Source organism: Modestobacter sp. KNN46-3 (assembly GCF_011039295.1).
The window spans coordinates 1-8,107 of record NZ_JAAKGN010000185.1 but is presented as its reverse complement, the minus strand read 5'-3'; the positions used below and the strand labels follow the sequence as shown (position 1 = coordinate 8,107).

At 69.4% G+C, this 8,107-nt stretch carries 8 protein-coding genes; 7 read left to right on the top strand and 1 reads right to left on the bottom strand.

The features are described from left to right. The 6 genes from G5C62_RS23710 to G5C62_RS23685 all read left to right on the top strand — a co-directional run. The coding region (locus G5C62_RS23710) for a type IV secretion system DNA-binding domain-containing protein (protein WP_164702939.1) at positions 1-821 on the top strand (821 nt) is incomplete at its 5' end. Positions 822-1,574: 753 nt separating this feature from the next. Then, positions 1,575-2,201: a hypothetical protein gene (locus G5C62_RS23705; protein WP_164702938.1), complete on the top strand. Its 627-nt coding sequence runs from the start codon at positions 1,575-1,577 to the stop codon at positions 2,199-2,201. A gap of 247 nt (positions 2,202-2,448) precedes the next feature. Next, complete coding sequence (locus G5C62_RS23700) at positions 2,449-2,919, top strand: hypothetical protein (protein WP_164702937.1); 471 nt, start codon at positions 2,449-2,451, stop codon at positions 2,917-2,919. Continuing rightward, positions 2,916-3,722, top strand: coding sequence for a DUF2637 domain-containing protein (locus G5C62_RS23695; RefSeq protein ID WP_164702936.1), 807 nt, complete (start codon positions 2,916-2,918; stop codon positions 3,720-3,722). The genes G5C62_RS23700 and G5C62_RS23695 overlap by 4 nt, the downstream gene beginning before the upstream one ends. A 147-nt stretch (positions 3,723-3,869) precedes the next feature. After that, positions 3,870-4,307 (top strand): hypothetical protein, encoded by a 438-nt coding sequence (locus G5C62_RS23690; protein ID WP_164702935.1) that lies wholly within the window; start codon positions 3,870-3,872, stop codon positions 4,305-4,307. A 155-nt stretch (positions 4,308-4,462) separates the two neighbouring features. Beyond that, complete coding sequence (locus G5C62_RS23685) at positions 4,463-4,891, top strand: hypothetical protein (RefSeq protein ID WP_164702934.1); 429 nt, start codon at positions 4,463-4,465, stop codon at positions 4,889-4,891. A 67-nt stretch (positions 4,892-4,958) separates the two neighbouring features. Here the strand turns inward: G5C62_RS23685 and G5C62_RS23680 are convergent, their stop codons facing one another. Further along, positions 4,959-5,837: a hypothetical protein gene (locus G5C62_RS23680; protein ID WP_164702933.1), complete on the bottom strand. Its 879-nt coding sequence runs from the start codon at positions 5,835-5,837 to the stop codon at positions 4,959-4,961. Between the two features lie 1,934 nt (positions 5,838-7,771). Between G5C62_RS23680 and G5C62_RS23675 the strand changes: the two genes are divergently transcribed. Then, the coding region (locus tag G5C62_RS23675; protein ID WP_164702932.1) for a hypothetical protein at positions 7,772-8,107 on the top strand (336 nt) is incomplete at its 3' end.

Below are 8,107 nucleotides of genomic sequence, written 5' to 3'. Positions count from 1 at the left end.
CCGACGACGCCGACTTCGACCCGCAGTCCTGGCTGCGGACCCACTGGGGCTGGGGCACCGTCTACGTGGTCACCACGGCTGGGTCTGAGGCCAAGGCGGTGGGTCCGCTGGTCGCGCTGATGATGAGCCAGATCATCGAGGCCCGGCGCCGGACCTACAGCGATGAGGACGCCGAGATGCTCCTGGCACTCGACGAACTGGCGGCGGCTCCGGTCCCCGGGCTGTCCGGCTTCGTATCCAACGATCGCGCCTTCGGGGTGCACGTACTGGCCTGCACCCAGACTGATGAGCAGGTCACCGAAAACCCCGTCTATGGGTCCTCACTGCTCTCCGGGTTCGGCGAGAAGGTCATCTTCCCCGACTCCGGGTCAACGCGGCTGCACGAGCAGGTTGAGAACAGCACCCGCAAGGGCGCGATCTGGCTGGGGAACGTCGGTGAGGGATCGGCTCAGGGCGGCGTCGGCTTGGCGCTACGCGCCGCACAGGGCGGCATCGGGGCCATCCCCGCGGCCACACAGTCCTCGGGCATGAGCCAACACGAGGCGCGTGTCCTGGACCGTGCTGAGGTCGCTGGTGGCATCCACCGGGGCCAGGCCCGGTTCCTGACCGGCTACCGGGCGCTCACCCGGATGGTGCCCACCGAGCAGCCTGACGGCTCGGTGGGTGAGGAGGAGGTCGCGCTGCCGGTGCGCCTGCTCCCCCCGATCGACAAGCCCGGGGTGTTCAAGGCGCTCACCGAGTGGGCCGAGAACACCCATGCGTGGCGTGAGTACGAGGCCACGCAGGCAGTCGATGGGGAGGCCCTGAGCACTCAGGACTGACCCGCGACAACGAGGACCCCGCTTCCTGACTCAGCCCCAGGGAGCGGGGTCCTCTGCGTTCACAGGCCGCGAGCGGGCGAGTCGCCTGTCATCGAGTGGCCCAGCAGCCAGCCCAGGGGCATGAGGAGAGGGCTGATGACATCCCCGACTGCACTGGGCTGCCGGGTGATCAGGAGCGCGAGGATGCCGATGAGCACGGTCAGCGCGTAGGCGATGACTGCCCACCTCGTCGTCGGGAGAGCGTGAGGCGGTCCCTGGTGGGCGTGACGGCCCGGTTCTATGGTCACGGCGGGGTTCTCCTAGTTGTTGTGGTGCCTTGACGGGGACTGCTGCCTGCTGGGGATCCCGAGACGGTCGCCCGTTGCCGCGGGCGGCCGTCTCGCCTTTCTGGACTGTCTGCGGTGCTGCGTCAGCACGGAGGATGCGTGCTGACGCGGTGCGTGCACCAGGTGTGAGAGGGATGTCTGCGCGTTCTGCACGAACTGCTCGATCTGCCCTCCTCGCGTTCGGCCTTCCTCTTCCCTACAACCGGTTCGCGGCCTGCTCGCCAGCATGGGCGAGGAGTTGCGGGGCGCGTGCGGAGTTGCGGCACCTGCCCTCCCCTCGACCCTGGGACGGCCGGGCGGCCGTCTGATGAGGAGCATGGACAGAGCACATGCCTAACGTCGCCTCCTCAGCGCAGAAATCTGCCCAGCGGGTGGCTGCGGGAGTGGGCGCGCTGCTGACCAGCGACATCTCCGTGACGATCTCTGCATGAACGGGACAGTCACCACGGGCGTAACCGGTCTGGGCTGGGTCCTAGGCCCGACGATCGGCGTCGTAGGCGTACTGCTGGGAACCCTCATCGGGGCGTACCTGAGCAGGCAGCGCGAGCAACTGGGGTGGCAGCGGGAGTGGCTGACCGGGCGGATCGAGGAGCGCACCCGGTTCGCCGCGGACGTGTGTCGAGCGATCGACACGATCTTCGTGGTCTACGGGCAGTGCGCGGACGCCGTGGCCGGGAAGCGTTCCCCTGTTCCTCATGAGCGGGTCGAGGCAGCAGATGCGGCCTGGCGGGAGGTCCTGTCGACGCGGTACGTCTACGCGCACGAGGGCCTTCAGGAGGTCCTCGTCGCCTATGACCAGGACCGGGCGCTGTCGGCCGAGGCGACCAACACCCGCCAGCCTGCGGCGATTGCTGCGGCTCTGGGGCGCCTCGAAGCGAGGCGCGTGAGGGTGCTCGGTGAGATTCAGCAGGAGCGGACCTGGATCAACGAAGCGCTGGCCGAGCATGTTCTCCCCGCGCGAGTGCGGTGGTGGCGGCGGTTGCGTGGGCATCCGGCGTACCCGGGTGCTCCGCTTCCTTCGCAGCAGCATGCCGACGGGGACACCACGGTCTGAGCGTCAGAAACCCGTCGGAGCGGTGGAGGGGTTCTCCTCGGCCCGTGGCGCTGCGCGCGAGGACACGGGGAGGGTCGAGGAGCGCAGCGACGAGACGATGGCCGCTGGTGCTGTCCCTATGGGTGACAGGATTGACAAAGGGACCCTTTACACTCAGGCTGAGGAAGATCGCGAATCTTTCGGGTGATCGAGGCTCAAGGCGGCTCGCGCCTGGGCCGATGACAAAAGGGACCCTTTGGAAGGAGTAGTGGAGATGCCCCGCAAGCCCCGCCCGGCCGTGGAGACCTACGAGCACGTCACCCGCGAACGCAAGAGCGAACTGCGCCGCGAGGTCCGCGGTGAACTCTCCACGCTCCAGGAGCGCCTGATGAGCCTCGCCAAGGACGACGCGGAGCGCGCGATCGTCGCCCAGGAGTACGTACAGCAGCACGTGGCCGGATCCAAGGTCGGCTCCACCGTTATGGGGACCTGGAGTGACTTCCGGCTCCGTGCCCTAGAGGCGCTCCAGCGCGGCGGCCTGAAGCGCTCGGACCTGGCCGGTCACCTCGGTCTCACCCCGCCCCGGGTCGACCAGATTCTCGCCCCGAGCATCGGCCGCTCCCGGCAGGAAGCGAACGCGAGCGCGGCGGTGCGCCGGGCACCCGAAGGTGGACCGGTCGGCCGACCCACCACCACGACCGACGTAGACGCCACCGCTGACTCGACGGACCAAGCATGAGCACCACCACCATCGCCCACCCGATCGCGTCCGAGCAGACGATCGCTCGGATCGGCCGCCTGATGATCCTGGCAAGCGTCCTCATCGCGTCCTGCGCTGCGGTGCTCTCCTACGACGCGCTCCGCCTGCTGGCCATGGCCCAGGGGGTCCCGGCAACGCTCGCCTGGATGTTCCCGCTCATCCTCGACGGGACGATCGCCGCAGCCAGCCTGGCGACGCTGTACGCCACCCTGCGCGGCCAGCGGGGCACCTACCCGTGGCTCCTGGTGCTGGGCTTCACGACCTTCAGCCTCCTGGGCAACGTCATGCATGGGCAGCAGACGCCGGTCGGCTGGTTCGTCGCCGCCCTGCCCCCTGTGGGCTTCGCGCTGGTGTGGCACCTGCTGATCTCACACCGGCAGCACGAAATCGTCCGGGCGGCCGAGGTAGCCGAGGCTGCTCGGCTGGCTGCTGAGCGCGAGGAGGAACGGCAGCGTCGCGCTGAGGAGCGCGCCGCCCGGACCACCCAGGCGGCGGTGAGCGCCCCGGTGCCGCGTCGGGCACCGGAGTCCACCCGGACTTCCCTCAGGGTTGCTGAGGTCGTCGAGCCGAACGTCACCGCCGCACAGCCCACATCCCCTGGACCGGCACGCCCCAAGGTCAGCGAGGCGCTCCTCAGCGCGGCCCGAGAGATCGTCGCCAGCGAGCCGGGCATCCGGGCCGTGGACCTCGGCGCTCGCCTCGGCAAGTCGGAGAAGACGGGCCGGAACCTGCTCCGGGCGCTGGAGGCCCAAGGCTCGCAACCGCTCGTCAGCGTCGGCTGACGGAAGCACGCCTGGTCCGCTCTCGATGGTCCGGAACTACGACCAAATGGGTCCGGTTTCGGACCATCGCGCGTCTGCGGCCGGTTCCATGAGCAGAACCACCGGGTGCCAGTCGCGGTGCCGGACCAGCACCGAGGACCGGGTTGATTGCAGCCGCCCGGCGCACCGGCACCCCTGTCTCCCGTGACAACTACACACACACCCCAGCAGCAGCCCTTCCTCAGCGCCCTGATCGTCCCGGCACCATCGCCGGGCGTTCCGCTAACAGACCCCCAGGTCCGTGAGGCGCTCTACCTGTCCACCAAGGACCTGACCGAACTCGGTACCGACGTGTTCGCCTGGCGGACGCACTACCGGACCGCCTGCACCGCGCTCGCGGTTCCGGTCGACTGGCTGACCTGGTGGACCGGAACCAGCCCCAGCGACGAGATCCGAGCGCTACGGCGCCTGCACCGGCTCCTGATGCTCCTGGCCAGCGAGCCAGTCGGTCAGACCCTGACGGTCGCCGAGGCGGTCTCCAGGCTCACCGAGGCGCGCATGCGCACGCAGAGCGAGACGGCGCTGTTCCGGCCGTCGGTCCGCTGACCCCCATCCGCACCTGACCCACATCCCCATCAGGCCCCGCCTCCCGACGTCGGGAGGCGGGGCCTCGACCTTCCAGTCCTGCGGGTCAGCAGGTCCACCGAGCGGGCGCACGCGCTACGCCAACATCAGCCCGGCTGGACACTTACGGTGCGCGCATGAGCGACGAAGACCCCAGATACACCGGCACCTACCTAGACCTCACAGGGGTAGAGGAGGGCCTGCCTCCCGAGCGCGTGCGGGCCGTGCACGAGGCTGTCCGCCGCATCGAGCAGGTGACCATCCTGGCTCGGCAGGGCGTGACCGGCCAGCAGATGGAGCGGGAGTTGCGCGCCGCCGCGGATGCCCTCGATGGGGCGGTGATCACTACCAGCCCAAGCAGCAAGGGCTACGTCATCGACCTGGACCGCGTGGAGAGGTCCCTCAACCTCGACGGCCGCCAGGGTGTTCGCTACGCGGTCGATCAGATCGAGTTGGCCGCCAGCCTGGCGCGGAAGCCCGGCAGCATGACCAAGGACATCGACGATGCGTTGCAGCGGGCAAGTAGCACCCTGACACTCACCGCCGACTCTTGGAGCGGGGACTGACCTCATCAACGACCAGGCCCCGCCCCCCGATGTCTGGGGCGGGGCCTGGAACCGTCCGGACCAGTGGCTAGGACGCCTGCGAGGCGAGGTGCTCGGCCGCGGCCTCCGGGGTCCATCCTGCGCGGATGTACTCCGGGACCAGGTGCCGGTCCGCTGATGGGATGAGCCGCTGCCACCGCTCGTACTCCGACTTCTCGCGGGGACGCTTCGGCTGGAGCGGGGTCGTCCGCGCTGGCCACTCCTTCCAGAGCGGGCGAGGAGCGAGTTGGGTGATGAGCAGGTGCTCGGCGCCGACCTCGACTGCTGCTGCGATGACGTTGTTCAGCGTGCTCTGGTCGGGGCTGACGTAGAGCACCGCGGCGTACTTGCCGGTCCGCTCAGCAGTCCGGCGGTAGCCGAGGAGCACCGACGCGAAGTCGCGCACCTCCTTGTGGGTCCGCTGGTACTCGACCGCGATCGCCCCTTGCACGCCCTGGGCGCCTGCGGGCAGCAGGAGGGCGTCAGGGAAGCCGCGGCGGCCGTCGATGGTCAGGTAGCCGTAGGTCGGCTCATCGGCGTCCTGGACAGCACCACCTGGCGCCATGAAGACCTGCGGCTGCTGGCGGCGCTGGAACTGCTCCGGCCGCCGCGGCGGTTGCTTGTCCTGAGCGGTGATCACGCGCTCGGTGATCACTCGGCCGACCTCGAAGCCCTCAGGAAGCCAGCCGCGGCCGGTCTCCCACAAGATCACCATCGTGTTGACCGCGAGGGTGTGCTCCAGCGTGGCCGCTGCGGGGTGGGCGATGCGCTGGAGCATGAGGCTCGGGTCGACCTTGCTCGCGACCTCGTGACCCGCGCTGGTCAGTTGGTAGACCGGCCAGCGGGTGTCCAGCGGGGTGCACTTCTCGACCAGGCCCGCTTGCTGGAGGCGGCCGAGGAGGTTATGAACGCTCTGCCTCGGTGGCATCGCCTCCCTCGGCCACACGGCTCGCATCACCTGCGGGGCAGTCAGGTATCTGCATCTGGCCAGTAGCAGGACCAGGGCGTAATCCCTCCCCTGCGGGATGACCCTGCGCTCCCCCACCCGGCGGCGGGACCGCTTTCTCGCCGGGGAGGGACCCCGGCTAGCGGCCTGCCCCTCATCGACGGGATGTGCCGATGCAGGGAGAAGGAAGGGTGCCTCCTCGGCCGCGGTGCGCGCTAGGGGTAGGGAGGGGAAGAGGTCGACCTCTTCGGGGACGTCGAAGACGGACTCGGCGTGGTGGGGGTTGATGCTCATCAAGACTCCTCGGCGCTTAGGGATAACGGTTGCCCCTGATGCGTCGGATCGCCCACCCCTCAGTCTTGACCTTGGTCGGGGTACTTGTTTCGCCGTTGTCTCTGACCAACGGCGATGATGATGCATGGAACTGCATAAACGTGCAGGTCAGCGGCCAGCCGAGCCTCCCGATGAGACAGCCCGCCACGAGCCACCTCAGGGACTCCGGTCGCTGCGCTCGCTGGTCGGCTGACGTCTTCGGTCCACGTGCGCTCCACCCGGTGGGTCGCTGTCGTGGGTGAGTCCGCAACCCGTCCCCTTGCTTCGCTGCGGGGAGGGCGTGCTCGGAGGGACTGGGGCGCAACCCGTCCCCTTGCTTCGCTGCGGGGAGGGCGTGCTCGGCCAGGGAGGGACCGGGATCCCGGCCAGCGGGTCCCCCTGCGGGTACTGCGGCGGGTGGGTCAGAGTCGAGATCGGGGTTCCGGTGCTCCCTCGTGTCAGCAGACTGGGAGGAGGGAGGTGACCCGGGCTTCCCGGTCCCCTTCTCGCGGGGTCCCGGTGCACGCGGCACTCGGCCAGGGAGGGAGACCGGGACACCGATCCCCCGGGTACCCCGGTCCACGGGCACACCGCAGGGAGGGTCACCTCGCCGACCATCGACGGGAGTCCACTACCCCCTTCGCTGCGCTCAGGGTTCTTGTCCCTCGCTCCGCTCGGGGCCTTACAGGCGCAACCCGCTGCGCGGATCGCGTCTGCTCTTCGCTCTTCCCCCGCCCCGGCGAAGCCGGGAAAAACCGCACCCGACCTGCTCGGCGACCGGCGCATTGCGCGGCTATCCGGTACCGCCCCTGGTCCCGACCCACTCCGGTCCCCCTCGTCTGGTCACCTGGGGTCTCGGTCCTCTGCCTCAGCCGAGGTGTGGGCGAGCACAGCACGCCCTCTACGGAGCGAAGCGGAGGAGAGGGTTGCGGAGCGATCCCTGCTGCGCAAGGTCCCGGAGGGATGGACGCGGCTCATGCTGCGAGCGAAGCGATGCAGCCATGGCCGCCGCAGACCCGGAGGGACCGCAGCCACGTCCACAGATGTAGACAGCCAGACAACCACCGCTGGCTGTCGCTGGCCTTCTGGATGCACGGCGCCCAGGACCGGCCGGTGTGCATCCAGAAGGCCGTCCGGGCTGCTGGATGCCGTGCTGGTGTACCGGCGTGCCGCCGTACTGCACCGCTGCGAGTGGCGGCCAGCGCGCCTACGCGCGGGCTGGGAAGCCTTCAGGAGACCAGGCCCCTGCCGAAGACGGGAGGGCGCCGGGCAACCGTAGGTGCCCGGCTGAGCCGCAAGCACCCCGAACCGGGGACACTGCTCGCCCCCAACCCCCATCCGGGGGCTTCCTGCGCCGCGGCCGGGGCCGCGACTACCGGCATCCCGGCGCTGCTGACTGAAGGTCCGCCGGGCCTTGTCGCGCAACAGCAGGCTCGGTCGTCCCGTCCTGCGGCGGCGCGTGCGGGTGGGACGGGGCTGAGCATCGCGGATGCGGCGATCAGGTGCAGAGCGCGGCCGAATGGATGAACACAGTCTGTGTTCAGGTCAGCAGCGGACATGTCGATACCGGTAGTGCAAGCAGATACCGACATGAGGAGGACCCGGTGACCCAGGGGAAGAGCAGCGAGCCGAAGCCCACGCCGGTGCTGACGTTCTCGACCGAGGAGCAGACCCAAGCGGCCGAGGCGATCATCGCGGCGCTCGCCGAGGTCTTGAAGAGCGCTCGGCAGGACATGCCTGGCGCGAACGCGAAGATGCTCCAGTTCCTCAACGGGCTGATCAATCCAGCCGCCACCTCGATCGCGTTCGTGGACCACACCGGCAAGCGGCGGGCCGTGACCACATTCGCGAGCAGGGTCGCCGCAGAGCGCCGGGCCGCGTTCCTCGCCCTCGCAGACGACGAGCACCTCTCCCGCGAGCAGATCGGCGATCTAGTGGGC